Genomic DNA, 24,718 nt, shown 5'->3' on the forward strand with positions numbered 1-24,718 from the left:
GCTGATTAGCGATTGGCAAGAACGCCTTGGCAGTATCAGTTGGTTTATGCGCTGTTTAAATGAATATATCGCCCGCAAGGCCAATCGAGAAGATAGTTGCAAGGGCGTATTCTGGGAAGGGCGCTTTAAGTCGCAGGCGCTGCTCGATGAACAGGCACTGCTGGCCTGCATGATGTATGTGGATTTAAATCCCATTCGCGCCGGTATTGCAGATTCGCTGCAAACTTCTGATTACACATCCATTCAGGAGCGCATAGAAGAAGTTGCTGAGCCAGCAACTGCCAACACTTCACTTAAGCCTCTGCTGCAATTTGATGGTGCAGCCACTGCCGCCGAACAAAGCGGCATTCCGTTTCACTTTGCCGACTATCTGGAACTGATTGATTGGACAGGTCGCGCGGTGCGGGAAGACAAGCGTGGCTTTATTGCCTGTTCCAGACCCAAACTGCTGTTTGAGCTAGGTATCAGTGACGATGCCTGGATAACTTCTGCCAAGGAGTTTCGCCGTCAGTACAGTGGCATGAGTGGCCGATGGGATGCCATGTGTGCCATGAAGGCCAAATATGGCGGTAAATGGTGCCGGGGTAAGCAACAAAGCAAAGCAATACATCCCCATTAACCTTAAACCGTTGGTGATTTTGCAGCAACAGGCTTAAGCCTGCTGCAGGCCTGCTTGGCAACCGCAGTTTTTGTATGAACCTCGCAGATTAGTCGTCTTAGAGAGTCTACTTCCAATATTTCATCGTCATTTATAAACAATTGAGACCGAATGATATGCTTCCTCGTGGCTCGAAAAGTGTTTAGGATGTCCTATATATCGCGATATATCGCGTACTCAAATCCCCTAGCGGTGCTTGAATACAGACAGAAAGATGATTAAGTTATTGTTTTATAATGGGTGGCTTGATTTTTCTTCATTAAACCTCTGCAACTCCCGGATCTCTTTCGACCTCAGTGTGCTCAAATCCCCTAGCGGTGCCTGAACGTAAGAAGATTAGGTTATTGTTTTATAATGGGTGGCTTGATTTTTTGTAAACTCACTGGGACAATTTACAGTTGGCTTGGCGCTTCGCGCAAGTTTAGTTAACAGTCAATTGCCCCTTAGCAAGGCGTTATATTTTAAGGATGATTCGTGCGTAAACTTCTAACTATTTTACTTTGCTCAACTTTAATCAGTTGTGCGTCCACTCAACAAGATCAAATTGCAGATCCGACTGTTTACCAACAAGATCAAATTACAGATCCGACTGTTTACCAACAAGATCAAGTTGACGCTCCGACTCACTGGATGATTCAGATCTTACCTATGTATCCTAAAAAAGCTGCAGAAGAAAAGGTTGAGGGCTGGGTTACAATGTCAGCTGTTATTACCGAAAATGGTAAAGTTACTGAAATACAGGTTTTAGGCTCTCAGCCCAAGGGAGTATTTGAAAAAGAGGCTAAGCGTGCATTTGGCAAGTGGCTTTATAAGCCTGCATTGTTAAATGGTAAAACTGTCAAAGTATATCAAGAAGAAACAGTAGAATTTAAAATATAACAAGTCAATCAACTTCGCGCCTGTGGCGCCGGACGCGCTAACGCGAACTAAAAATAACAAAGACACCCATTATTAGCCGTGTGATAGCCGCTGCGCCAGCGGCCGAAAGTCGCAATCCTTATTCTGTTGGCTAACAATCCCATGATTGAACACAAAGTGGATTCAGCGAACTTGGTCGGGGGACTGATAAACCGGGAAATAGCTCAGGCGGCGAAAGTGTTCGCCAGTGCCATTTCCAAGGTCATTTCCGATGCTGAAAGTTAAGCCTTGAGCAATGCCAATGCGGGCTGTTGGTTATCAGGATAGAGTCGATAAGCCTTATGGTGCTTGATGCAACTGGCTTTTTTATCACCCTTGCTGAATAGAAGCGCATGTTTGACAGCAAACTGGGCAATCAACTGCTCGTCGGCGCGGATGTAAAGGGTGATGGGTTTTATCAATTTGCCATCGAGCAGATGCTGCTGGTACTGCTCGGCGGAGATCACCAAGCTGTTTTGCCCCTGGTTGTCTAATTTGAGTTTACCGCTTACTTCACAGTCGAGGATGACGAGCCAGTTTTCGGCCTGGAGCTCGGCAATCAGGTTCTGGAGCGATTGCCCCACTGCGGCATTATTGATGGCTGGCAGATACTGCGCCTGGATACGTTGAAGCACCTCGGGTAACTTGGCCCCTGCCCCCAGGCTTCGGCCCTCTCTTATCCAGCGAGTGAGATCTTCTGCCAGTAACTTTGAGAAACGTTTCTCTTTTAATGACTGCACCATCCAGTTGCAGAGGAAATGACTTTCCGCTGCCGGAGTCTTGATGCTGCCGGCGGCATGGTTACGTTCCGCCAAAGCAGCGAGGCCGGCCTGGGTTAATGCCAGCAAGGCCTGATTGTAGCTTTGTTCCGTCATTGTTTTTCCGCGTATAAGAGATATGGATGGGGCGCTGAGTATACCCTAAGCTGCAGTTTTCTATATCAGGCAGACAAAGAAAAACCACCACAATGGTTATCAGTAAGACAGTTATCCGATCTGTCTTCGCAGCTATCTTACTGTAAATTTTTCAATCTCAAGGATATCACTTGTCTGCCGGGCAACCGGGTTGTTTAATGAACAGAATGAGGTAGTAGCCGGTTGTTACCTCTGCCTCTATGGGCTTGGTTAAGATGAGTCTGATGGTGAGTCGATGGAATAACAGGAGAAGACAATGGCTAACGTATTGATCCTTGCCGGTGATTATGTGGAAGACTATGAAATCATGGTGCCGTTTCAGGCGCTGCAGATGGTGGGCCACAAGGTTACTGCTGTGTGCCCTGAAAAAGAGGCCGGTGATACTGTCAGGACGGCTATTCATGATTTTGAAGGCGATCAAACCTACAGTGAAAAACCTGGGCACAACTTCGTCCTCAACGGTGACTTTGAACAGATAAGTGCCGATGATTTTGATGCGCTGTTGATCCCCGGCGGCCGAGCACCCGAGTATCTGCGTCTCTATGATGAAGTGCTTGAGCTGGTTCGAGCCTTTGCCAAGGCGGATAAGCCGATTGCCGCAGTCTGTCATGGGGCGCAACTGCTGACCGTCGCCGGAGTGGTGCAGGGCAAGAAGGTGTCGGCTTATCCTGCCTGTGCCCCCGAAGTGCGCCAAGCCGGTGGTGAATATGCCGATATCGAGGTGACAGAAGCGATTACTGACGGCAAGTTGGTTACAGCGCCGGCTTGGCCTGCCCATCCTCAGTGGTTGGCGCAGTTTCATGCCTTGCTCTGAATTCGGTAAACAAAAGCGCTTGTCTCTTAGGGGAGCAAGCTTTGCCGCCGAGAATGCAAGTGTTTCCAGCCGGTAGAAAAACCAGCTAAAACCCAACTAGCCAAAAGCCGCGCAGTGCGCGGCTTTTTAATGATTCAACATCGGAGCAAAAGCCCGTCATGCGGGGCGGCTCACTTGAGCTTCTTGGGCTTGATGCCGCTGGAGCCGACTTTAACCTTAACTCTGCGGCCGGACATGCTCTTTTCCGCTGCGACCTGCTCCGATGCGCTGCTGGCGCCCGGCTTTTTCTTGGCGAAGCTGCGGCGCTTTTGCAGTTGCTTGAGCAGGAGATCGCGATTACTCACTTCATAGCCTGGCATCATGATGCGCTTGAGTTTTTGGCCGATCAGTTTTTCGATGTCGGCCAGAGTGCGCTCTTCTTCGCGGCTGACAAAAGAGATGGCGACCCCCGTCTTGCCGGCGCGGCCGGTGCGACCGATACGGTGCACATAGTCCTCTGCCAGGAAGGGCAGATCGTAATTGACCACATACTCGAGATCCGGAATATCCAGGCCGCGGGCGGCCACTTCGGTGGATACCAACACTCGTACCTTGCCTTCCTTGAATTCTCTGAGCGCCCGGCGACGGCTGCCCTGGGCTTTTTCACTGTGCACCACGGCACTGGCAATACCGTCGAGATTCAGCTCCTTGACCAGATGATCCGCATCTTCACGGGTGGCGGTAAACACCAGCACCTGCTGCCAGTTCTTGCGCCCGATAAGCTCAGACAGGAGTTCACGCTTGCGGCGCTGCTCTACCGGGTAGACCACCTGGCTAACGGTCACCGCTGTGGTGTTTTGACGGTCGGCGGTGATGACCTTGGGCTTGTTCATTATCTCATCGGCCAGGCGCCTTACCGCGCCAGAGAAGGTGGCCGAGAACATCAGATTTTGCCGCTGCTTGGCGGCGCTCTGAAGTATTTTGTTGATATCGTTGATAAAGCCCATATCCAGCATACGGTCGGCTTCATCCAACACCAGCACTTCCAGCGAGCCCAGGCTCAGGTTACCGGCCAGCAGTTGTTCCAGTAAACGCCCCGGAGTGGCCACCACTATGTCGGCGCCTTGCTTGAGCTTGTTGACCTGAGATGCCGACTTGACGCCGCCAAACAGGGTGGCCACCGATAGTTGCAGGTATTTGCCGTATTGGCGGGCATTGTCGGCAACCTGGGACACCAGCTCACGGGTCGGTGCCAGGATCAAGGCCCGGATATTGCCGGGTTTGAGTTCGAGCGGGTTATCCTGCAGGCGCTGCAAAATAGGCAGCACAAAGGCGGCTGTCTTGCCTGTGCCCGTCTGGGCGCTGGCCAGCACGTCCTGACCGCGGCGAACCGCAGGGATGGCCTGTCTCTGAATCGGTGTCATGCTCTCATAACCGCACTCATTGAGCGCGCGGAGTATTTCGGGGGCAAAACTGTAAGATTCAAACTTCATCTCGATATTCCTGTATTCAACCGCTTGGCGTGTGTCTTGGCTGTTTCGGGTGTCGGCGGCCCAAATGCCGGAAGCTCAGGCCTGAGTAAACGCCAAGTGCCGGGATAACCCGGGCGGGCGCGGAGTATAGCAAAAAAATCCACCAAGGCCTGCTCATTTCTGCTTTATTCTTGCACTGCAAGGATAAATGCCCTGAGGCGCTGCGGATATCACTGTCTCTTGCAGATACAAGAATGCCGCCCGCAGGCGGCATTCTCTCACGATTTATTGGCTTAGCTGAACCAGCCGGCAAACATCTGCTTGAAGTAGTCCATCAGCTTGCTGAACCAGCTGCCTTCGTTGACTTCTTCCAATGTTACCAGTGGGAACTGGGCAATGTCTTTACCATCAAGCTGGAAGTATACCCGGCCGACGACTTCACCCTTGGCCAGCGGTGCGGTCAGTTCTTTGGTCAGTTCGAAGTTGGCCTGCAGGTTTTTAGCCTGACCCCGGTTGATGGTGACAGGAGTGTCAGTGGTTACACCCAAGTCCACTGTGTCACGGTCGCCGTACCAGATCTTCTGGGTGACAAAGCTGTCACCGGCCTTGTAAGGGGTGATGGTTTCAAAGAAACGGAAGCCATAGTTGAGCAGTTTCTTGCTCTCGGCCTTACGGGCGGCTTCACTCTTGGTGCCCATGACCACGGCAATCAGGCGCATGCCGTCTTTGGTGGCTGAGGATACCAGGTTATAGCCGGCACCCGAGGTGTGGCCTGTCTTGATGCCGTCGACATTGAGGCTGTTATCCCACAAGAGGCCGTTACGGTTGTACTGCTTGATACCGTTGTAGGTAAAAGATTTTTCCTTGTAGATATCGTACTCGTTGGGTACATCACGGATGAGGGCCGCGCCCAGCAGTGCCATATCATAGGCGGTGGATTTGTGGTTGTCCGAATCCAGGCCGTGGGAGTTTTCAAAGTAGCTGTCACGCATGCCCAGCTGTTTGGCCCAGGAGTTCATCAGATCGACGAAGGCGCCTTCGGTTCCGGCAATGTGCTCGGCCATGGCAACACAGGCATCGTTACCGGATTGGATGATGATACCCCGGTTCAGATCCGAGACTTTAACCGTCTTGCCGACTTCGATAAACATCTTGGAGGAGTCGGGGAAGTTCTTCGACCAGGCGTTCTTGCTGATGGTCACATCGTCATCGGGAGAGACATTACCCGCCTTGATCTCCTGACCTATGACATAGCTGGTCATCATTTTGGTCAGGCTGGCAGGGTTGAGGCTTTCGTAGGCGTTATTTTCCGCCAGTAAGCGCCCTGAGTTGTAATCCATCAAGACATAGGCCTTGGCGGCAACATCCGGTGCATCTGGGACGACTATCGGGGCATTGTTGGCCTGTGCGGCGGAAACTGAGGCACAGGCGAACAACAGAAAGGCTTTCGCGGGACTTTTTACAAAATTCATCATTACCTGAATACGTCTTCTGGTTGGAGTCGGAAAATATGCTGAAATTCGCAGCGAGTATAACATTAGTCGACCGGAGATTTCAGTTAAGGTTCCTTAATTAGTTAAAAATATGGTGGAATTTTGAACGCTTATGATTTTGGTTCAGTCACCATATAGCTGCTCGGGAAGCCTTCCTGCTTCAGCTTTTCCAGCAATTTGGCGGCAATACCTTCATGGCTGACCGGGCCGAGTTGCAGCCTGTATACCGGCTTGGCATCGGTAATCCGGCTCTTGACCTGATACTTGTTTTCAAGCTCTGAAGCCAACTCAAGCAGACGCTCGCGCGAGCCGGATGCCATCACCTGCACATAGTGCAAATTGTCGCTGCGAAGCTCGGCCATGGTCTGGCTCTCTTCGCTGTCCTCAAACAGGACTTCCAGCCTCACCCTGGCGGTGCCTGTCTTCAGCATGTCCAGCCGGTAAGCCGCGGCGTAGGACAGATCTATCACTCGGTCGGGGTGAAAGGGACCACGGTCATTGACCCTGACTACCACGCTCTTGTTGTTGGCCAAATTGGTGACCCTGACATAGCTGGGCAGTGGCAATGTCTTGTGCGCCGCCGACATGGAGTACATGTCATAGGTTTCACCGTTGGAGGTAAGATGGCCGTGAAACTTGGCGCCATACCAGGATGCCAGCCCCTCAACCTTGTACCCCTTGCCGGACGGCATCACCTGGTAGGATTTGCCTCTGACCTGGTAATCCTTGTTGCCCTGTTTACTGTAGGGTTCGAACCTGGGATGGGCATCTTCCACCTTGGAGACATCCGGGGCATCGGCCGGAGGCCTATCATCTTTCATGGTGTAACGGCCCGAGTTGCCGGCACAGGCGGCCAGCAGAATCGAGGCGGTCAGTGGCAGCAATAGTTTAAGTCTTGTCATGGTGGGCTTTGAGTTGTTCACTGAATTGATAAACCGCCATGGCATACAGCGGGCTGCGATTGTAACGGGTGATCACATAGAAGTTGTTCAGCCCCAGCCAATAGTCTTTGGCATCGGCCTGTTCCAGCTCGATAAGCAGCGCTTTTTGGCTGGCATCCAGATCCCGGTTTTCCTTCAGTGCCACCTCGGGAGAGAGGATATCGGCCACTTGGTAATTGAGCTTTTCTCCCTTCCAGACCTTGGCCTTGGGCGTGGCTGAGGTGCTCAGTTCCAGCGCCACCGGTTCACCGGCTTTCCAGCCGTGACGGTGAAAATAGTTGGCTACTGAGCCTATGGCATCGTCGACACTGCCCAGCAGATCCCGCTTGCCGTCACCGTCAAAGTCGACGGCGTAGGCCAGATAGCTTGAGGGAATAAACTGGCCATAGCCCATGGCGCCGGCGTAGGAGCCCAGGAGCGTTTCCTTATTGAGTTGCTCCTCTTTAAGCAGCGTCATCAGCTTGGCAAATTCGCCGCGAAAGAAAGTCGCCCGTGGTGGGTAGTAGAACCCCAGGGTATAGAGGGCATCGATCACCGGGTATTTGCCCATGTAACCGCCGTAGAAGGTTTCAATACCGATAATGGCCACTATGATTTGCGGATCCACGCCATAGGTCTTGGCAGCGCGCGCTATTGTCTGTTCGTGCTGCTGCCAGAAATTCAGCCCGGCTTCGAGGCGTTTTTCGGTCAGAAAAATGGGGTAGTACTGATGCCAGGGTTTGGCCTCCCAAGGACTGGAGATGGCATCCAATACCGCCTGGTTTTTCTGGGCCGAGGCGAGGAAGCTTTCGACTTCTTGCTGGCTAAAGCCCTGGCTCTGTTGCTGTTTGATAAAATCCTGCTTGAGCTGCTCGGGAGAGGGCACCTCGGCGGTGGCGCAGGCGCTGAGGTTGAGACTCAGCAGTAGGCCCAGAGGTGCGAGCAGCTTTTTGAATGTCGGCATGTAAGGCGTTCCTATCTGTCGATGAAGCGTCTATGGGTGTGAATACTCATTAGAATGCCAAAAGCGGCCATCAATGTCAGCATAGAGGTGCCGCCATAACTTATCAGCGGCAGCGGGACTCCCACTACGGGCAAAATACCGGACACCATGCCGATATTCACAAACACATAAACGAAGAAGGTGAGGGTCAGCGAGCCGGCCAGCAAGCGGGCAAAGCTGGTTTGAGCCCTGGAGGCGATCACCAGGCCGCGGCCGATTACATAGAGATAGAGTGCCAACAGCAGCAGACTGCCGATAAGGCCAAACTCCTCACCGATCACGGCGAATATAAAGTCGGTGTGGCGCTCCGGCAAAAACTCCAGCTGCGACTGAGTACCATCGAGCCAGCCCTTGCCCCAGAGTCCGCCTGAACCTATGGCAATCTTGGACTGAATGATGTGGTAGCCGGTACCGAGCGGATCGGCCTCGGGATCCAGCAAGGTCATCACTCGATTGCGCTGGTAGTCGTGCATCAAAAAGAACCACAGAATCGGCAGCAGCGCCAACACGGCGGCGATAAAACCGCCGACAATGGCCCAGCTCATGCCGGAGAGAAACAGTACAAAGATCCCCGAGGCGGCCACCAGAATTGAGGTGCCGAGATCCGGCTGTTTGGCGATAAGCAGAGTGGGGATCAGCAAAATCACCCCGGCACCGGCCAGATAACGCTTCTTCGGCGGCAAAGGAAACTTGGAGATAAACCAGGCCATGGTGATCGGGAAGGCCAGTTTCATCAGCTCAGACGGCTGAAACTCCATAAAGCCCAGATTGAGCCAGCGTTGGGCGCCCTTGTTGATCTCACCGAAGAAATGCACCCCCAGCAGCAGGGCGACCCCGGCAATATAGATGGGCAGAGCCCAACGGCGAAACACCTCGGGGTTAATCTGGGCGATAAACAGCATCAGCCCAAGGGACAGCCCCATACGGAATAGCTGCCGCTCCATCATGGCCAGGTCTTCACCGCTGGCAGAATAGATGACGAACAGGCCAAAGCCCATCAGGCCCAGGATGCCGAGCAGCAGCGGCAGATCGATATGCATCTTCTGCCAGATATTGGGTTTACGGCTGTGGCTCATGTTTCAACTCCCAGGTATCCCGTAGCAGATATTCATCCAGCATGGCCCGGGCAACCGGCCCGGCGTTGGCGCCACCCCAACCGGCGTTTTCCAGTACCACCGCCAGCACTATTTTCGGATTTTCGTAGGGGGCATAGGCGATGATCAGCGCGTTGTCGCGCAGATGCTCGTCAATGGTGTCCGCATCATACTTCTCATCTTCGGCAACGCTGAAGACCTGGGCGGTACCTGTCTTCATCGCCGCGGTATAACTGGCATCAGTGAAGCGACTCTTCTGCGCGGTGCGGCGCATGGCCTCGTTGATGATCTCCCAGTTGTTTTTGTTTTTCAGCACTATCGGTGGCCTTTCATCCACCGGCGTCTCGATGCGGGCTGTGTTGTCCTTGATGGCCTTGAGTAGGTGCGGAGTAAAGCGTTTACCGCGGTTGGCCAAAATGGCAGTGGCATTGGCCAGCTGCAACGGCGTGGTGGTCCAGTAACCCTGGCCAATCCCGACCGAGATGGTGTCGCCTATGTACCAGGGTTGGTTGTACTTGAGGCGTTTCCAGTCCCTCGATGGCATTACCCCGGCAGACTCTTCGAAGATATCCACCCCGGTATTTTGACCGAAGCCGAACTGATCCATAAAGCCGGAAATCTTGTCGATGCCCACCTTGTAGGCCATGTCGTAGTAGAAGGTATCGCAGGAGTGGACTATGGAGTCATAGACATCCACCCAGCCATGCCCCCAGCGTTTCCAGTCGCGGTATTTACGATCGACCCCAGGGATCTGCCAGAAGCCGGGATCCCAGATGCGGGTCTTCTCGCTAATGGTTTGATCTTCCAGCCCCAGGAGTGCCAGATGTGGTTTGACCGTGGAGGCCGGGGCATATTGCCCTTGGGTTGCGCGGTTAATCAAGGGGCGTGAGCGGCTGTTGAGCAGCTCGCTGTATGCCTTGGAACTGATCCCGTGCACAAACTGGTTCGGGTCATAGCTGGGGCTGGAGACCATGGCCAGAATCCCGCCGTCTCTTGGGTCTATTGCCACGATTGAGCCGCGGCGGCCATCCAGTAGCTCGGTGGCCTTTTGCTGCAGCTGCAGATCCAGTGTCAGGTATATATCCTGTCCTGGCTCGGGCTGGGTCACCTTGAGGGTGCGAACACTGCGTCCCAGGTTATTGACCTCTTCCTCCAGATGCCCGGGCAAGCCGTGGAGCAGGCTCTCATAGAACTTTTCTATCCCCTGTTTGCCTATGTCCTTGGTGGCGGCATAGTTTTTCCAACTGCCGGAGCGTTCCAGCGCGTCTCTGTCCCTGGAGTTGATTTTGCCGACATAGCCCAGCACATGGGTCAGCAGGCTGCTGTAGGGGTAGTGGCGTTTAAGACCGGCATCGACATAGAAACCATCGAACCTGTGTTGGTTAACACTGAACAGGGCCACCTCGTCTTCCGTCAGCCGGGTCTTGAGCGGCAACGGCTTGAAACGGCGGTGATATTTCAGTGACTCGGTGAAGCTGTCGCGCTCATCCTGACTGAGGTCGATAACGGTTGAGAGTTCATCCAGCGTCTGCTGCATGTTCTTCACCTTCTCCGGGATCACTTCCAGGGTGTAGAAGGGCAGGTTCTCTGCCAGCAGCTTGCCGTTACGGTCATAGATCAGGCCGCGGCTGGGTGCCAGCGGTACCACTCGGATACGGTTATCATTGGAGCGGGTTTCGTAGTCTTTGAAAGACACCACCTGCAGATAGTAGAGGTTGCCTAGCAACAGGCTGAGCAAAGCGACCACGCAGACAAAGGTAAACAGCGCCCGGCGTTTGAACAGTGCCGCCTCGGCGGCGTGATCATGCATGGTTATTCGCTTTCTACGCGGCAATGGATTCTCTCCGGTTCAAACTGTTAATGCAAAGTCAGCTAATGCAAGTGGCTCTTGGGTGCCTTATTCCCTGTGGTAGGGATGATTGTTGTTGATGCTCCAGGCCCGGTAAAGACTCTCGGCCACCACGACTCTCACCAAGGGGTGGGGCAGGGTCAGGGCCGACAGACACCAGCTTTGGCTGGCGGCTTGTTTACAGGCGGGAGCCAAGCCTTCCGGGCCGCCTATCAGCAGGCTGACATCCCGGCCATCGAGCTGCCATTTTTCCATGGCAGAGGCGAGTTCCGGAGTGGTCCAGTTCTTGCCCGGCAGATCCAGAGTGACGATATGGTTGCCCTTGGGGATCGCGGCCAACATAGCTTCGCCCTCTTTTTGCAGAATACGGGCGATATCGGCATTCTTGCCCCGCTTGCCGGCAGGAATTTCAACCAGCTCCAGCGCCATGTCCCTGGGGAAGCGGCGCTGGTACTCGGCGAAACCCTTGCTGACCCAGTCCGGCATTTTGGTGCCTACGGCAACGAGTTGCAGTTTCATCAGGCGTTGGCGTCAGACCAGAGTTTTTCCAACTGGTAATGTTCGCGGGTTTGTTCCTGCATCACATGCAGAATCACATCACCCAGATCCACCAGAACCCAGTCGCTGCTGTCGCGGCCTTCTACGCCCTGAGGTTGCATGCCGGCTTGCTTGGCTTCGGCAACCACATTTTCAGCAATGGCGCGAACATGGGTCTTGGATGTGCCTGAGCAGATAACCATAAAGTCGGTCACGTTGGACTTTTTGCTGACATCCAGCACGACTATGTCCCGAGCCTTGAGATCATCGACCTTGTCGACAACAAATTGTTTCAGTTCTGTGCCTTGCACGCTGAAGATCCTCTCATGTTTTTGATCAAGCGCAGTAGTATATCAGCGCTGGCGGGCAAGTCCCATAGCATTTATCGCCCATCCACCGCAGTTAACCGCCAAGATAGAGGCGGTTTGCAACTATATACTCGAGCACGGCTTTGGGCATGGCGGCGCGGCAGGCATTAATGTCACCGGCGGCGATGGCGCGGCGAATAGCCGTGGAGGAAAAGGGCTGCGGCTCGACCGGGAGGCTGATGATTTTGCCGCTTTGATGTTGGCCCTTGTCCCTCGCTGCCAAGGCCTGGGTGACCGAGCAGCCTCTTTGGGCCAGTTCGGTTTGGATTTCGGCGTCCTTTGGCAGGTGCCAGTCCGGGCGCTGGCAAACCACCAGGTTACACAGGGAAAACAGCCGCTGCCATTGATGCCAGCTCGGTAGCGACAGCAAGGAATCTGTACCCATGATGAATTGAAATTCGGCGCCAGGGAAAGCTTGCTGCAGCGCTTCCAGCGTCGCGACGCTATAGGAGGGGGCATTGCGCTTGAGCTCGATATCGCAAATGTCCATATCGGGGAACTCGTCGCAGGCCAGTTTAAGCATGGCCAGGCGCTGCTCGCTGCTGGCGGTGGCCTTGGCTTTGTGCGGCGGAATATGGTTCGGCAGCAACCAGAGCTTATCCAGCTCTAGCCGGGCTTTGACTTCGGCCGCGGGTTTGAGGTGACCATAGTGAACTGGGTCGAAAGTACCGCCCATCAGCCCGATACGCATCCTGCCTCCTCAGTCGAACTCAATATGGCCAAGGTGGCGCGCCGCCTTGGGATCGAACAGCAAACACAGATGGGACAGGCCGGTCCAGTTTTCCTGGCCTTGTTGTTTCAGTGCCAGCTCCAGCTTGGAGGCGATAGCCAGCATGGACTCTATGGCTTCCAGGCTCAGCCGGGTGAGGGCGCCCTGATAGAGCGGCTTGCGCTTGTCCCAAATTCTATGCTTGCCGAACAGGCTATTGAGGCTCTCGCCCTGACTGCGGGCCGATTGCAGCGTCAGCAGCAAGGTCAGCTCTTTTTGCAGCGCCCAATGGATAATGGGCATGGCGGTTTCTTCGGCCTTGAGCTGGGCGAGGATATGCTGGGCCTTATCCTGTTGGTTAGCCAGCAGGGCATCGGTCAATTGGAACACGCTGAAGCGGGATTGATCTTCGAAGTAGCGGCTCAGCTCTTCGCTGTCTACAGGACGGGCACCGGCCAGCAGCTGCAGCAGTTGCATCGCCTGATCGGCCGCCAGCAGATTGCCTTCGTAAAGGGCATACAGCATGGCTCTGGCATCGTTTTTGAGATTGAGCCGATAGTATTGAATACGGCCGTCGAGCCAGCGCTGGAACTGGGCCCCTTCGGGTGTGGCGCAAGGAACATAAAGACCTTGGCTGTCCAGGGCTTTGAACCACTTGCTGTTTTGCTGATCGCGGCCAAGCTTGGGGCCGTCGATGATCAACACTATATCCGGGTTTTGTTCAGCAATAAGGCTTTGCAGCATGGCGCCGCCATCTGCACCCGGCTTGGCCTGGGGCAGGTTGAGTTCTATGATTCTGCGACTGGCAAACAGGCTCATGGCGTGCCATTCGTTGGCGAGATCCTGCCAGTTGAAGTTAGCTTCCTGAGTCAGTTGCAACCTTTCTTCAAAGCCTTGGCTGCGGGCGGCAGCCAGGATTTGCCGCTTGCTGCTGTCCAGCAGATAGGGATCGTCGCCCAGCAGCAGATAGCAGGATTTCAGCGGCGACAACTGCCGGTGTAACTGATCCGGATAGACCCGCATCAGTTCACCTCAATGGCGGCCAGAGTCTGGATGATGTTATCGGCAGCTTGAATGCGCATCTCTTTGACCAGCAACTCCATCTCCCGGCTCTTGGCCAGCGCGGTGCGGGGGTCGTCGAGATAATCGCGGCGGATTTCCACATCAAAAGGTTGTGCTTCCTTGCCCGGCAGAGACACGGCAAAACGCACATGGTAGATGAGTTCATATTCGGCGACGTTGCCTGTGGGGTAGAGCGACAAGGTTGAGCGCTCCAGAGTGTCGCTCAGCAGCACCAGCCGGGGAATACCCTTGGCGGGTTCCTCTATGCCGACATTGTTGAGACGCAGGCGTTCACGCACCAGGCGGCTCAGTTCGCTGTATTTGTCGCTGCTCTCAAGGCTCAGCTTGCTGAGCTCGGGCGGAATGGAATAACTTCCCTGAAGTTGAAAGCCGCAACCGGCACTGGTCATAACGACCAGTGCCAGCAGGGCGAACATCAACTGCTTCACGCTTAAAGATAGTTTCAGCATGGATGTCCTGTTTTTTCTCAGTTGGCGACTATGTTCAGCAGTTTACCTGGAACATAGATCACCTTGCGGATGGTCTTGCCTTCGGTGTGCTTGATCACCTGTTCATCGGCCAGACCCAGGGCTTCGACCTCTTCCTTGGCAGCATCGGCCGCCACAGTGATCTTGGCTCTGAGCTTACCGTTGACCTGCACCACGATCAGCTTGCTGTCTTCGACCAGTGCAGATTCGTCGGTTTCAGGCCAGCTGGCTGACTCGATATCGCCTTCCATGCCCAGCTCCTGCCACAGGTTGAAGCTCAGGTGTGGGGTGATGGGGTACAAGAGACGCACCACGGCAGACAGGGCTTCGGCCATCAGGGCTCTGTCCTGCTCGGTTTCCTGCGGAGCCTTCTGCAGCGCGTTCATCAGTTCCATCACGGCGGCAATGGCGGTGTTGAACATCTGGCGGCGGCCGATATCGTCGGTCACCTTGGCTATGGTCTTGTGCAGTTCGCGGCGCAGCGTTTTCTGCTCGCCGGTCAGTGCCGCTATATCCAGCGCTGGAGCCGCGCCTTTGGCGATATGGTCATGGGCCAGTTTCCACAGACGCTTGATAAAGCGGTGGGCGCCTTCCACGCCGGACTCCTGCCATTCCAATGTCAGCTCCGGTGGTGAGGCAAACATCATGAACAGTCGCACAGTATCGGCGCCGTACTTCTCCACCATCACTTGCGGATCGATGCCGTTGTTTTTCGACTTGGACATCTTGCTCATGCCGGTGTAAGTCAGCTCATGGCCTTCATTGTCCACGGCCTTGAGGATCCGACCCTTGTCGTCTTTCTCAACCACAGTCACTTCCAGTGGCGATACCCAAACGCGGGCGCCCTTCTCGTTGCTGTAGTAGAAGGCATCGGCCAGTACCATGCCTTGAGTCAACAGACGCTTGGCAGGTTCATTGGAGTTAACCAAACCGGCATCACGCAACAGTTTGTGGAAGAAACGGAAGTACAACAGGTGCATACAGGCGTGTTCGATACCGCCTATGTATTGATCTACCGGCAGCCAGTAGTCGGCCTTGGCTGGATCCAGCATCTGATCGGCCTTGGGCGAGCAGTAGCGGGCATAGTACCAGCTGGACTCCATAAAGGTGTCGAAGGTGTCGGTTTCGCGCAGGGCATTTTGGCCGTTGACTGTGGTCTTGGCCCACTCTTTATCGGCCTTGATTGGGCTTTGGACCCCATCCATGACCACATCTTCCGGCAGAATGACCGGCAGTTGTTCTTCCGGCGTAGGCATCACAGTGCCGTCTTCCAGAGTCACCATAGGGATAGGTGCGCCCCAGTAGCGCTGGCGGCTGACGCCCCAGTCGCGCAGACGGAAATTAACCTGGCGCTTGCCTTTGCCTTCGGCACTCAGCTTGTCGGCGATGGCGTTGAAGGCGGCTTCAAAGTCCAGACCATCGAACTCACCTGAGTTGAACAGTATGCCTTTTTCAGTGTAAGCGGCTTCAGAGATATCCAGCTCGCCATCGGCAGGCTTAATCACGCCTTTGATAGCCAGGCCATACTTGGTGGCGAACTCATAGTCACGCTGGTCGTGGCCGGGAACCGACATCACGGCGCCGGTACCATAGTTCATCAGGACAAAGTTGGCGGCCCAAACCGGGACTTCTTCGCCTGTCAGCGGGTGGATCGCCTTGAGGCCGGTATCGACACCTTTTTTCTCCATGGTGGCCAGCTCGGCCTCGGAGGCGGTGCTCTGCTTGCACTCTTCAACAAAGGCTGCCAGCGCCGGGTTGTTGGCGGCGGCTTTCTCGGCCAGCGGGTGACCGGCGGCAATGGCCACATAGGTCACGCCCATCACTGTATCCGGACGTGTGGTGTAGATGTCGAAGCTATCGTCAGAACCGGCCACCTTGAAGGTCATCTCGACCCCTTCGGAGCGACCAATCCAGTTACGCTGCATGGTCTTGACCTGCTCAGGCCAACCTTCGAGGGTATCGATATCATTCAGCAGCTCTTCGGCGTACTGAGTGATCTTGATAAACCACTGAGGGATCTCTTTCTGCTCAACCACAGTGTCGCAGCGCCAGCAGCAACCATCGATAACCTGCTCGTTGGCCAGTACAGTCTGGTCATTGGGGCACCAGTTGACCGAAGCTGTTTTCTTGTACACCAAGCCTTTTTCATACAGTTTGGTGAAGAACCACTGTTCCCAGCGATAGTATTCCGGGGTACAGGTGGCAATTTCACGGCTCCAGTCGTAGCCGAAACCCAGCATTTTCAGCTGGTTCTTCATGTAATCTATGTTTTCATAGGTCCAAGGCGCCGGCGCAGTGGCGTTCTTGATCGCGGCATTTTCTGCCGGCAGACCGAAGGCATCCCAGCCGATGGGCTGAAGCACATTTTTACCCTGCAGACGCTGGAAACGGGAAACTACGTCACCTATGGTGTAGTTACGCACGTGTCCCATATGCAGCCGACCTGAAGGATAGGGGAACATAGAGAGGCAGTAGAACTTCTCTTTACTCGGATCTTCGGTGACTTCAAAAGTTTTCTTTTCTGCCCAGTGCGTTTGCACTTTGGCTTCGATTTCTGAGGGATTATATTGCTCTTGCATCAGGTTTTTCGGCAATGCCGCCCATTATTTTGACATGCGCACTATACTGCGCCGTTTAGATCTGCATAGAATAAACCAGAAGTGAGTCATTAAGAAAGGTTCGTCTTAAAGGAGTATTGGCCATGAGTGAGAGAAGTACGGAGTTACTGGCGCTGTATCAGGCCTTGATTGACAGAGTCAAACAACAGTATAACCAAGATAACTCATTGACAGTTAAGAGCTTATTTAACTCTATCAAGGAAGGGAAAGAGTATTTGGCCATCAAGCAGCAGGCCGGTGAGGCCGAGCTGTCTCTGGTCGAGGAGTTCCTCAAGCGGGATATCGCCAGTTATATCCAGAGCCAAACGGAGGATGACATCAGTTACAGCCCCACTATGTTGACACTGGAAAATACCCTCTGGCATTGGCTGGGCGAAATCAGTGACCGCAGCCAGGTGGAGTGGCACGAACTGGCCCATGAGTTCAAACACCATGGTTATTATCAGAGCGGCGATATCGTCAGTCAGGGCAAGATGGTCTGCAGCAACTGCGGCCATGAGATGGACTTTGAGTTCCCAGGCGTTATTCCAGACTGCCCCGAGTGTGACCACTCGGAATTTACCCGTGAAGCGCTGGCGCCCTGAGTCATAGATGTTCCGGCTTTCAATGGCTTGGAGCTCAAGGAAAAACCCTTAAACGCACAGATATAAAAACGCAGGCTTCGGCCTGCGTTTTCTATATTGTTGATGCCGTTTGAAACTGAGACTGACAGGTTTTAGCTGCAGATGTGCCGTTTCTCAACACGGGTTTTGATCAACTGTTATCGCGATAGGCGGCGATTTTGGCGAGTGCTGCCTTGATTTCCTGCTTGCGACCCGCATCTGCCAGCTCGCGCCCTGGCCTTGGGGCGGCTTCGAGCGCCTTTTGCAGGAAAGGCAGGGCTTCGTCATACCTGTCCTCTTCCAGCAGGAAGTCGCCGTAGAAGTAGTTGCTGTCTATACCATCGGGGTTGAGCTCCAACGCCTGTTTCAGCAACTCCTCGGCCTTGTCATCGTCCCCAAAGCCCAGCGGCCAGCCGGGCACCTTGTAGTAAAGCACCCCAAGACTGGTGTAGGCCGAGCCCTTGAGCGCGGTGGGATCTTGCTTAAGCGCCTGCTCGAAATCACTGCGAGCCCGTTTGGCATATTTGAGGGCACCGAGGCCGCCGCTGACCCCGGCATAGGTAGAGTTGATAATCCCGTGCCAGATGCGCACGCCTGTACTTTGGGGGTGGGACTGCACCGACTCATCCGCCAGCTTCAGCAGTTTGACAAAGGCTTTTTCCTGCTCGTCGCCGCTGAGTTGATAGTTGTTGATGGCCCAGTCGTGTTGCAGCTGTTTGACGGCCAGATCGCTGGCGTCATCGGCCCAGAGCGAAGGACTCACCAGCAGCGCTGCGCTCAGGCACAAGAGTTTAAATGGCTTCATGTTTCTCTCCTTCGGTGATGGGGTTGGCCGTGTCTTGTATTGGCATGGCCCTTTGGCAAAACTGGCGGATAAGTGGCAGTTTCTTGCGGGTATCATTGTTAACCAGGCCGGGCAGCAGGGCGTTTATCCGCACAAACAGCTTTTCCGGCCAACCGATAAAGCGGCGGCCCCGGCGATTATCGGCCAGATCGCGGCAGAGGATGTCGGCCACCCACTCAGGGCTGTCCTGACGGTTGCCGAGCGCTGAATTGAGCTGGCGCATCGATTCTGTATTGAGTTCGGTATCCGTGGCTCTGGGGGCGAAATAGAGCACCTTAATCTTGCTGTCGGCCAACTCCCGCTCCAGTGCTTCGGTAAAACCCCTGAGGCCAAACTTGCTGGCGCAGTAAAGGCTGGAACCCGGGTAGCCTATGCTGCCGAGAATGGAACCGACATTGATGATGGCGGCCTCGGACTGGCGTTTGAGCAAGGGCAGCAGGGTGCGGCAACAGTTGATGGGCGCCTCCAGGTTCACCGCCATCATGGCGCGGGTATCACAGGTGTCGCTGGCTTCCAACATGCTGAGTTGATTGACCCCGAGGCAGTTGATTAACACCTTGGGGCTGAACACTCCGGCGGCTTGGCGCAGCTGACATTGACCGCCACTGCAGCTCAGATCGGCGCTTAAGGTGTGATGCTCCCCGGCAAGGCTCTGTTTCAGGGCATCGAGCTTGGCTTGATCCCGGCCGCAGAGCAGCAGTCTGGCGCCTTTGGCGGCCAGCGCCCTGGCGATGGCGCTGCCGATGCCGCCACTGGCGCCTGTGATGATGACATTCAGATGTTTGAGTTCCATATTGGTCACCGTTTTCAGGAGGCCAGCGCCAAGGCCTGGGCCGGCGCCAGCTCGCGGAAGATGTTGCCGTAGAGGCGGTAGAAGTTGTTGGCTGCGTGAATGATCAAGGCCTGTTCTTCGGGATCCTCAATCCGGTTCATCAGCCCCTCAAAGAAATGGATATGTTGCTTATCCAGTTCGCCGTGAGACTTGAGATAACTGAAGGCCGAATCCGGCAGCCCCAGGCGCGATTGCACTTTCTCGGCTGCCAGCAGCGCCAGATTAATGCTGGTGCCTTCCAGTACATTGACCATGCCGAAAAAGCCCAGCGGACTTACCCGATTCACCATGTCGTAGGCGTAAGCCACCATGACCTCTGTGGCAAACAGCGGCGTGCTGCGTCTGGCCTTTTCCTTGTCAAAACCGCAGGCGGCTATGTCATTGAGGATCCACTCCTGGTGGCCTTGCTCCTCTTCGATATACTCGGCTACCGCCACCCTGAGCCATTCCTTGCTTTCCGGCAGTCTGGCGCCTGTGGCCATGAGCAGCGGCGAAGTGTGCTTCACATGGTGATAGGCCTGGTGCAGGAAGGCGACATATTCCTCCAGGCTTATCTCTCCTTGCAGGCATTTGCCTATGATAGGACTGGCCAGCAGATACTCGCGGCCGCTCTGGGTTGCTTGTTGTAATTGGTCGTAGAAATTCATTATAGGGCTCCCTCAATATATGGGGTTTCAGATAGATAGAGCTGTTCTATTTGAGCGGCCAGGGCGCTCAGTAGTGAGGCGCGCTTGACCCTGCCATTGGCTGTGGTGTGAGGCTTGAGCTCGGTTTCATTCAGTCTTATCCAGCGTTTGATCCTGGCGTAGTCGGGCAGTGTGGCATTGACCGCATCCAGCCAGACCTGGAGCTGTTCATTGCTGACTTGGAGCGGAGCGCACAGCAGCGCGCTGAGCCAGGGTTTGGCGTCGCCAAGCACCATACACTGACTCAGCAGCGGTTTGGCCATCAGCGCCGACTCCACCCACTCAGGGCTGATATTGCGGCCAAAGGAGCTGATAAGCAGATGCTTGCGGCGCCCGTTAATGGCGAGCACACCTTTATCGAGTTGGCCAAGGTCGCCGGTGGCGATTTCTCCCTGGCCCCAAGTCTCGGGTTGGCCGAGATACCCCAGGTGACTGGCGCCGCCGACATGGATTTCGCCGCCGCGAATGGTGACTTTGCAGTGAGGCAACACAGTGCCGGCAAAGCCGGGAGTGTCTTTATCCGGGGTGTTGAGCGCCACGACAGAGCCACATTCCGACAGGCCGTAACCCTCATAAACCGGCAATCCAAGCTCCCTGGCCCGCAGCAGCAACTCGGGGGCGACCTTGCCGCCACCGACGGCGACAAAGCGCAGTGAGTCCGGCGCTTGCCAACCTTGTTCACAGGCACCGACCAGCAGTGTCAGCAACTGAGGAATGAGGATCATGCTGCTCGGCTGCGCTTGGCTTATGGTCTGCAGCAGCGCCCGGCTGTCGAGTCTTGAGCTGCCGTGCATGCCGCGTGCTTTATCCGAGGGCAGCAGCACAGTGCCGCCGCACAGCAAGGGGCTGTAGATACCGGCGATGTTTTCCAGCAAGGTGCTCAAGGGCAACAGACAAAGATGCCGAGGACAGGGCATGGCCGTGACTGTGGCAAGCGATTCGGCCACCCGCCATTGATGCTCGCTGCTGAGACACACCCCCTTGGGATTACCGGTAGAGCCTGAGGTAAAGGTGATTTTGGCTGTGCCCTGAGGGACTTGCGGAAAAGCCGCCGTTTTCTCGGCGCAAGTGCTCTGTTGACCCGGATGTCCGTAGCAGAGCTGTCCGTCAGATAGCTGCTCGTCGGATAACTGCCTGTGGTATAAATGCCAGCCGTGTAGATTGCAGCCCAGTTCACTGAGACCTTGGTAAGGCGCGAAGCCCTTTGGCAAACAAGGCTGAATTTGTGGGCTTTCGCTCAGCACCAGCTCAACCGAGGTTTGTTCAAGGCAGCTTGCCAACTGATCTTGGGAGAAAAACAGCGGCAAGGGCAGGCAAAGAACTCCCGCCTGCTGGCAGGCGAGATCCAGTATTGCCCACTGCACACTGTTGTCGGCATGCAGTGCCAGGCTACGGATATTCAGGCGTTTGAGGAAGTCACTGTAGCGGCGGATTTCTGTTTTCAGTTCAAGGTAGCTGAGTTGCCGTTCAGCATCGATAAGGGCAATGGACTGATCTTCGCCGTTGAGTTTGCCTAGAACATCCCAATCAAGGTTTGTTCCGGCGCCTGACTCAGAGGTATTGGCTTGGCTTAATGGGGGCGATGGAGTCATAGGTTTGGCTCCCGGGTCCTGGCATAAGCCAATTCGGCCGCCATGGAGTTGATATCCGATTCGTGCCTTTGTGCCAGTCGTCTCAAGCGGGGACTGGTTTCTATCACCTCTTGGGCGAGGCGCAGATCGCCAATCATGACTCTGGGGTTGTTGCGGTAGTAATTGCCCCAGATGGCGCTGTCACCTTCCAGTCGCTCAGGATCGGCGCTGCACAGCTGCATGGGCGAAAAGCCCAGCAGTTTCATCAGCGCCTCTACCTGCTCTGTGACGGTAAAGACCATATACTCAAAACCGGCTCTGGCCAGAGTAGCTGCAAGCAGTACCAGCAGCAGTGGCCCTGAACTCTTGTTGGTGAGTGCCAGATTGCCCACCTCTACCAAGGAAGCCCTGTCCACCGGGCGTTTGGTTAGCAGCGCCACTTGCTGCTCTATGGGATCCTTGAGATATTGCTCCAGAAACAAGGGGTGGTAACAACCGGCTCTGAGTCCGAAGGCACCCTGAGGCTGCCCCTTCATGCTCAGCTGCAGTAAGAAAGGCAAAAATTCCTTGAGCTTGGCACCATGCACCTGAAAGTACTTTGCGGCGATATAGCCTTCGACCTCAGTGCGGCCCTCTGCCTGCTCATGGAACAGGCGACACTCGGGAAGCGAATGAGGTGGGTTGGCAGAGCTTGGGACGTCCTTTTCCAGGGCAGACAGGGGAAACTGCTTGACCATAGAGATACTCCGGATCTGTTAACCAGTATCCAGAGCCTAGAAAAGCAGTCTTAAGAAATACTTATGTATCCATTAATATTTTATCAATTAGATAAAAATCAATTGGTTGGTTTTAGCTTTTATCGCTCTTTCGCCGTTTGGGGCAATACAACAGCCCCAAAAGCAGCAGCAAGCCACTCAGCCCCAGTACCGGCCATTGACCGACCCGGCTGAACAGGGTCTGGCCCTCGACCAGCGGCACTTCAGCCGTGAGCACGCCCTCGACAAACTGCGGTAGTTTGGCACTGATATTGCCAAATTCATCCACCACGGCGGTGACGCCATTGTTGGTGGCCCGCAGCAGAGGCCGACCCAACTCGGCCGAGCGCATCTGGGCTATCTCCATGTGTTGCAGTGGGCCATTGGACTCACCGAACCAGGCATCGTTGGAGACGGTCAGCAACACCTGGGTATCCTCGGCGACATTGGCCCTGAGTTGCTCGGGGAAAGCGATTTCATAACAGATAGCCGGTGCCAGCGTATGACCCAGCGCCGTCAGGTTGTTTTGCTGATAACTGCCTCTGGCAAACGAGGACATGGGCAGGTTGAAAAAGGGCGCCAGCGGCCGCAGCAGCGACTCCATGGGTACAAACTCGCCTATGGGCAGCAGGTGATGCTTGCGGAACTGGTTGTTGCCAGCTGCGCTATAGTCGGCGTTCTCCTGCTGTTTCTGATGATGATTCCCCAGCACGATCAGCGAGTTGTAGAAGTCGCCATTTCGCTGGCTGATGATACCTGTGATGATGGCGGCATCCCGCAGATTGGCAACTTTGTTGGCGTTGTCGAGAAACTCTGCCACCATGCTTTCCGGGGCCGGTATCGCTGCCTCGGGCCAGATCACCAAGTCTCTGTCCAGATGCGGGCGGGAGAGATCCATATATTTGAGCATAGTCGGCCAGAGCGCGTCCGGATCCCACTTCATGCTTTGGGGAATATTGCCCTGCACCAGCGCCACGCTGAGGGTCTCGCCGGTGCGCTCAACCGTTGAAAATCGCGGCGCCTGCCATACGAGCAGGGCCAGTAGCGCCGAGTTCACCACCAGGCTGAGCCAGCGGCGTTTGAGTAGCAGCACCAGGCTTGCTGCCAGCAGCGCCACCGTAAAACTGAGTCCCAAAGTGCCTATCATTGAGGCCAGTGGCTTCAAGGGGCCCGAGGTTTGGCTATAGCCGCCCCAGAGCCAGGGAAAACCGGTGAGCACCCAGCCCCGCAACCATTCACACAGTGTCCAGAGCGCCGGAAACAGCCCCAGCAGTTGCCAGTTATGACGCTTGGGCGCCAGTCGGGCCAGCAGGGCACCGGCCAGCGCCGGATACAAGGCCAGATAGAGGGCCAACAGGGCCATCAGGCCTATGGAAGCAATCAGCGGCAAGCCACCGAATCTGTCCATGCTGACATGCACCCAGCTGATCCCGAAGGCAAAGGCGCCAAAGCCAAAGCTGAGCCAATAGCCAAAACTGGCCTTGGGGGAAAGCTTGTCACTTTGCCAAAGGCCAAAGGCCAGCGCCAGCGGGTAGATGGGCCAAAGATCGTAGGGGGCAAAGGAAAGTGCCGTACTGGCACCGGCCAAAAAGGCCAGTACCAGACGCAGCTTGGGGTGGCGTTGTAGCGCCGCTAATGTGGACTTCACTGGTCGTTACTGTCTTCAGTATCGTTGGGATCGGGCAGTTTCACCCTGAGTTGCAATAAACGGCGGGTATCGGCACTGATGACTTTAAATTCAATGCCGTCGATGACGATCTTCTCGTTGCGCTCCGGCAGGTGACCGAAGGCGTGGGACACCAGGCCGCCGACTGTGTCGAACTCTTCATCACTGAAATGGGTGTTGAAGGTTTCGTTGAAATCTTCAATCTCGGTCAGTGCCTTGACCATGTAAACCCGGTTACCGGCTTTACGGATCTCAGACTCGTCGCTGTTGTCGTGATCGAACTCATCTTCAATATCGCCGACAATCTCTTCGAGAATATCTTCAATGGTGACCAGGCCGGAAACACCACCGTATTCATCGACCACAATCGCCATATGGTAGCGTTGGGAACGGAACTCTTTGAGCAGCACATCCACTCTCTTGCTCTCGGGCACTACAACGGCCGGGCGGATCACTTTTTCCAGTGAGAAGGGTTCTTCACTGTTGTTGAAGCCGTACTTCAGCAGATCTTTGGCCAGCAGTATGCCTTCGATATGGTCTTTGTCTTCATTGACCACAGGAAAGCGGGAATGAGCAGAGTTGATGACAGTGTTGAGCAGTTCCTCAACAGAGTCATTGAATTGGATGGCGACAATCTGCGCTCTGGGGATCATTATGTCCCTTACACGCAAATCAGATACCTCTAAAACACCTTTTATCATCTCGCGGGTATCTTCTGTGATGAGCTCACGCTGCTCGGCATCGTGGATCACCTCAACCAGATCTTCGCGATTTTGAGGTTCGCCCTGGAATAACTGGCTTACTCGGTCAAACCAGCCTTTCTTATGGGCGCTGGTACTCGGGGGGATATCGTCACTCATAGTGTTCTTCATGACAGGGCGAACCCT

General features: G+C 54.9%; 23 protein-coding genes and 1 pseudogene. 4 read left to right on the top strand and 20 right to left on the bottom strand.

The genetic code is table 11. The annotated features are described in order from the left end of the window. Positions 1 to 619, top strand: a pseudogene (locus HCX89_RS21935) (alpha-amylase family glycosyl hydrolase); the annotation flags it as partial. A gap of 513 nt (positions 620 to 1,132) precedes the next feature. Continuing rightward, positions 1,133 to 1,537: an energy transducer TonB gene (locus tag HCX89_RS23135; RefSeq protein ID WP_052678940.1), complete on the top strand. Its 405-nt coding sequence runs from the start codon at positions 1,133 to 1,135 to the stop codon at positions 1,535 to 1,537. A 260-nt stretch (positions 1,538 to 1,797) separates the two neighbouring features. Here the strand turns inward: HCX89_RS23135 and HCX89_RS21945 are convergent, their stop codons facing one another. Beyond that, positions 1,798 to 2,430, bottom strand: coding sequence for a DUF2913 family protein (locus HCX89_RS21945; RefSeq protein ID WP_156018994.1), 633 nt, complete (start codon positions 2,428 to 2,430; stop codon positions 1,798 to 1,800). Positions 2,431 to 2,725: 295 nt separating this feature from the next. Here HCX89_RS21945 and HCX89_RS21950 point away from each other — a divergent pair, with 295 nt between their 5' ends. After that, on the top strand, positions 2,726 to 3,283 hold the full coding sequence (locus HCX89_RS21950; RefSeq protein ID WP_045283884.1) for a DJ-1/PfpI family protein: 558 nt from the start codon (positions 2,726 to 2,728) through the stop codon (positions 3,281 to 3,283). 170 nt (positions 3,284 to 3,453) lie between these two features. Here the strand turns inward: HCX89_RS21950 and HCX89_RS21955 are convergent, their stop codons facing one another. From HCX89_RS21955 to leuS, 12 genes are all read right to left on the bottom strand, one after another. After that, positions 3,454 to 4,755 (bottom strand): DEAD/DEAH box helicase, encoded by a 1,302-nt coding sequence (locus tag HCX89_RS21955; protein WP_071237160.1) that lies wholly within the window; start codon positions 4,753 to 4,755, stop codon positions 3,454 to 3,456. A 272-nt stretch (positions 4,756 to 5,027) separates the two neighbouring features. Continuing rightward, positions 5,028 to 6,209: a serine hydrolase gene (locus HCX89_RS21960; RefSeq protein ID WP_025011671.1), complete on the bottom strand. Its 1,182-nt coding sequence runs from the start codon at positions 6,207 to 6,209 to the stop codon at positions 5,028 to 5,030. A 128-nt stretch (positions 6,210 to 6,337) separates the two neighbouring features. Then, a complete protein-coding gene (locus HCX89_RS21965; protein WP_025011672.1) occupies positions 6,338 to 7,129 on the bottom strand; it encodes a septal ring lytic transglycosylase RlpA family protein in 792 nt (263 codons plus the stop codon). Next, entirely contained in the window at positions 7,116 to 8,111 is a 996-nt protein-coding gene (gene mltB, locus HCX89_RS21970) for a lytic murein transglycosylase B (protein ID WP_167717462.1), read from the bottom strand. Before mltB ends, HCX89_RS21965 begins: the two co-directional genes overlap by 14 nt. A gap of 11 nt (positions 8,112 to 8,122) precedes the next feature. Beyond that, the gene (rodA, locus tag HCX89_RS21975) at positions 8,123 to 9,226 is read right to left on the bottom strand and encodes a rod shape-determining protein RodA (RefSeq protein ID WP_025889581.1); all 1,104 of its coding nucleotides are present in this window, start codon (positions 9,224 to 9,226) and stop codon (positions 8,123 to 8,125) included. After that, positions 9,210 to 11,078 carry a penicillin-binding protein 2 gene (gene mrdA, locus HCX89_RS21980; protein ID WP_093982410.1) on the bottom strand — a complete coding sequence of 623 codons (1,869 nt, stop codon included), beginning with the start codon at positions 11,076 to 11,078 and terminating at the stop codon, positions 9,210 to 9,212. Before mrdA ends, rodA begins: the two co-directional genes overlap by 17 nt. A 63-nt stretch (positions 11,079 to 11,141) precedes the next feature. Beyond that, entirely contained in the window at positions 11,142 to 11,612 is a 471-nt protein-coding gene (gene rlmH / locus HCX89_RS21985; RefSeq protein ID WP_071237163.1) for a 23S rRNA (pseudouridine(1915)-N(3))-methyltransferase RlmH, read from the bottom strand. Beyond that, positions 11,612 to 11,941: a ribosome silencing factor gene (gene rsfS / locus HCX89_RS21990; RefSeq protein WP_025011675.1), complete on the bottom strand. Its 330-nt coding sequence runs from the start codon at positions 11,939 to 11,941 to the stop codon at positions 11,612 to 11,614. The genes rlmH and rsfS overlap by 1 nt, the downstream gene beginning before the upstream one ends. Positions 11,942 to 12,032: 91 nt before the next feature. Beyond that, positions 12,033 to 12,689: a nicotinate-nucleotide adenylyltransferase gene (gene nadD / locus HCX89_RS21995; RefSeq protein WP_109248057.1), complete on the bottom strand. Its 657-nt coding sequence runs from the start codon at positions 12,687 to 12,689 to the stop codon at positions 12,033 to 12,035. 9 nt (positions 12,690 to 12,698) lie between these two features. Beyond that, complete coding sequence (gene holA, locus HCX89_RS22000; RefSeq protein ID WP_044735014.1) at positions 12,699 to 13,730, bottom strand: DNA polymerase III subunit delta; 1,032 nt, start codon at positions 13,728 to 13,730, stop codon at positions 12,699 to 12,701. Then, positions 13,730 to 14,239 carry an LPS assembly lipoprotein LptE gene (lptE, locus tag HCX89_RS22005; RefSeq protein ID WP_025011678.1) on the bottom strand — a complete coding sequence of 170 codons (510 nt, stop codon included), beginning with the start codon at positions 14,237 to 14,239 and terminating at the stop codon, positions 13,730 to 13,732. The genes holA and lptE overlap by 1 nt, the downstream gene beginning before the upstream one ends. 17 nt (positions 14,240 to 14,256) lie before the next feature. Next, positions 14,257 to 16,836: a leucine--tRNA ligase gene (gene leuS / locus HCX89_RS22010; RefSeq protein WP_025889584.1), complete on the bottom strand. Its 2,580-nt coding sequence runs from the start codon at positions 16,834 to 16,836 to the stop codon at positions 14,257 to 14,259. Between the two features lie 122 nt (positions 16,837 to 16,958). Between leuS and HCX89_RS22015 the strand changes: the two genes are divergently transcribed. After that, positions 16,959 to 17,459, top strand: a complete 501-nt coding sequence (locus HCX89_RS22015; protein WP_165565491.1) for a zinc ribbon-containing protein — start codon at positions 16,959 to 16,961, stop codon at positions 17,457 to 17,459. A 169-nt stretch (positions 17,460 to 17,628) separates the two neighbouring features. On the opposite strand, the gene HCX89_RS22020 is transcribed toward HCX89_RS22015, so the two are convergent. The 7 genes from HCX89_RS22020 to corC all read right to left on the bottom strand — a co-directional run bounded on the left by HCX89_RS22020 (position 17,629) and on the right by corC (position 24,691). Further along, positions 17,629 to 18,282 carry a tetratricopeptide repeat protein gene (locus HCX89_RS22020; protein ID WP_025011680.1) on the bottom strand — a complete coding sequence of 218 codons (654 nt, stop codon included), beginning with the start codon at positions 18,280 to 18,282 and terminating at the stop codon, positions 17,629 to 17,631. Further along, positions 18,269 to 19,114 (bottom strand): SDR family oxidoreductase, encoded by an 846-nt coding sequence (locus HCX89_RS22025; protein WP_167717464.1) that lies wholly within the window; start codon positions 19,112 to 19,114, stop codon positions 18,269 to 18,271. Before HCX89_RS22025 ends, HCX89_RS22020 begins: the two co-directional genes overlap by 14 nt. Before the next feature lie 14 nt (positions 19,115 to 19,128). Next, on the bottom strand, positions 19,129 to 19,800 hold the full coding sequence (locus tag HCX89_RS22030) for a TenA family transcriptional regulator (RefSeq protein ID WP_044735010.1): 672 nt from the start codon (positions 19,798 to 19,800) through the stop codon (positions 19,129 to 19,131). After that, entirely contained in the window at positions 19,800 to 21,431 is a 1,632-nt protein-coding gene (locus HCX89_RS22035) for an AMP-binding protein (protein WP_167717466.1), read from the bottom strand. Before HCX89_RS22035 ends, HCX89_RS22030 begins: the two co-directional genes overlap by 1 nt. Further along, complete coding sequence (locus HCX89_RS22040; protein ID WP_167717468.1) at positions 21,428 to 22,147, bottom strand: thermostable hemolysin; 720 nt, start codon at positions 22,145 to 22,147, stop codon at positions 21,428 to 21,430. The genes HCX89_RS22035 and HCX89_RS22040 overlap by 4 nt, the downstream gene beginning before the upstream one ends. 112 nt (positions 22,148 to 22,259) lie before the next feature. Continuing rightward, complete coding sequence (gene lnt / locus HCX89_RS22045) at positions 22,260 to 23,813, bottom strand: apolipoprotein N-acyltransferase (protein ID WP_167717470.1); 1,554 nt, start codon at positions 23,811 to 23,813, stop codon at positions 22,260 to 22,262. Continuing rightward, the gene (gene corC, locus HCX89_RS22050; RefSeq protein ID WP_025011682.1) at positions 23,810 to 24,691 is read right to left on the bottom strand and encodes a CNNM family magnesium/cobalt transport protein CorC; all 882 of its coding nucleotides are present in this window, start codon (positions 24,689 to 24,691) and stop codon (positions 23,810 to 23,812) included. The genes lnt and corC overlap by 4 nt, the downstream gene beginning before the upstream one ends. Positions 24,692 to 24,718 lie beyond the last annotated feature (27 nt).

It is taken from the genome of Shewanella sp. Iso12 (genome assembly GCF_012030025.1).
Lineage (GTDB): Bacteria > Pseudomonadota > Gammaproteobacteria > Enterobacterales > Shewanellaceae > Shewanella > Shewanella algae.

What these genes read in the sequence shown, in the direction of transcription:
- HCX89_RS21945 (WP_156018994.1), bottom strand. Translation starts at nt 2,430, where the DNA reads ATGACGGAACAAAGCTACAATCAGGCCTTGCTGGCATTAACCCAGGCC.
- HCX89_RS21950 (WP_045283884.1), top strand. Translation starts at nt 2,726, where the DNA reads ATGGCTAACGTATTGATCCTTGCCGGTGATTATGTGGAAGACTATGAA.
- HCX89_RS21955 (WP_071237160.1), bottom strand. Translation starts at nt 4,755, where the DNA reads ATGAAGTTTGAATCTTACAGTTTTGCCCCCGAAATACTCCGCGCGCTC.
- HCX89_RS21960 (WP_025011671.1), bottom strand. Translation starts at nt 6,209, where the DNA reads ATGATGAATTTTGTAAAAAGTCCCGCGAAAGCCTTTCTGTTGTTCGCC.
- HCX89_RS21965 (WP_025011672.1), bottom strand. Translation starts at nt 7,129, where the DNA reads ATGACAAGACTTAAACTATTGCTGCCACTGACCGCCTCGATTCTGCTG.
- mltB (WP_167717462.1), bottom strand. Translation starts at nt 8,111, where the DNA reads ATGCCGACATTCAAAAAGCTGCTCGCACCTCTGGGCCTACTGCTGAGT.
- rodA (WP_025889581.1), bottom strand. Translation starts at nt 9,226, where the DNA reads ATGAGCCACAGCCGTAAACCCAATATCTGGCAGAAGATGCATATCGAT.
- rlmH (WP_071237163.1), bottom strand. Translation starts at nt 11,612, where the DNA reads ATGAAACTGCAACTCGTTGCCGTAGGCACCAAAATGCCGGACTGGGTC.
- nadD (WP_109248057.1), bottom strand. Translation starts at nt 12,689, where the DNA reads ATGCGTATCGGGCTGATGGGCGGTACTTTCGACCCAGTTCACTATGGT.
- holA (WP_044735014.1), bottom strand. Translation starts at nt 13,730, where the DNA reads ATGCGGGTCTATCCGGATCAGTTACACCGGCAGTTGTCGCCGCTGAAA.
- lptE (WP_025011678.1), bottom strand. Translation starts at nt 14,239, where the DNA reads ATGCTGAAACTATCTTTAAGCGTGAAGCAGTTGATGTTCGCCCTGCTG.
- leuS (WP_025889584.1), bottom strand. Translation starts at nt 16,836, where the DNA reads ATGCAAGAGCAATATAATCCCTCAGAAATCGAAGCCAAAGTGCAAACG.
- HCX89_RS22015 (WP_165565491.1), top strand. Translation starts at nt 16,959, where the DNA reads ATGAGTGAGAGAAGTACGGAGTTACTGGCGCTGTATCAGGCCTTGATT.
- HCX89_RS22020 (WP_025011680.1), bottom strand. Translation starts at nt 18,282, where the DNA reads ATGAAGCCATTTAAACTCTTGTGCCTGAGCGCAGCGCTGCTGGTGAGT.
- HCX89_RS22025 (WP_167717464.1), bottom strand. Translation starts at nt 19,114, where the DNA reads ATGGAACTCAAACATCTGAATGTCATCATCACAGGCGCCAGTGGCGGC.
- HCX89_RS22030 (WP_044735010.1), bottom strand. Translation starts at nt 19,800, where the DNA reads ATGAATTTCTACGACCAATTACAACAAGCAACCCAGAGCGGCCGCGAG.
- HCX89_RS22035 (WP_167717466.1), bottom strand. Translation starts at nt 21,431, where the DNA reads ATGACTCCATCGCCCCCATTAAGCCAAGCCAATACCTCTGAGTCAGGC.
- HCX89_RS22040 (WP_167717468.1), bottom strand. Translation starts at nt 22,147, where the DNA reads ATGGTCAAGCAGTTTCCCCTGTCTGCCCTGGAAAAGGACGTCCCAAGC.
- corC (WP_025011682.1), bottom strand. Translation starts at nt 24,691, where the DNA reads ATGAGTGACGATATCCCCCCGAGTACCAGCGCCCATAAGAAAGGCTGG.